Below are 393 nucleotides of genomic sequence, written 5' to 3' on the forward strand. Positions count from 1 at the left end.
GGGCGATGGCTCCCACCCCGGGATGCTCCGGGAGTCGCAGGAGGAACACGACCTTCGGGCGGACCTGCGGCGGGCAGCCCTGATCACCGTCCTGTTGACGGTGGCCGGCGTCGCGCTCGGACTGCTGTGGCTGTGGCTGGCGCCGCGCGTCCCGCTGGTCTCCGACAACCAGGCGGTCTTCCTCAGCGACAGCGAGGGCGAGCAGGCGATCGGTTCCGACGGCACGTTCGTGCTGCTTGCGCTCGCATTCGGAGCAGTGGCTGCGGCGCTCGTCTTCTGGTTCCTCCGGCGGGGCGGGATCGCGCCCGTGGTCGGCCTCGCCCTGGGCGGGCTGCTCGGGTCGCTGGTCGCCTGGGGGATCGGCGTCTGGTTCGGGCCGGAGCGGGATGTGGT

1 protein-coding gene is annotated in these 393 nt (G+C 72.5%); it reads left to right on the forward strand.

The window, feature by feature from the left end; all coding sequences use genetic code 11:
- Window positions 1-22 precede the first annotated feature (22 nt).
- Window positions 23-393: hypothetical protein (locus AC1DUE_RS20580; RefSeq protein ID WP_477041257.1), on the forward strand; the 371-nt coding region annotated here is incomplete at its 3' end.

It is taken from the genome of Cellulomonas sp. P4_A2 (genome assembly GCF_056402515.1).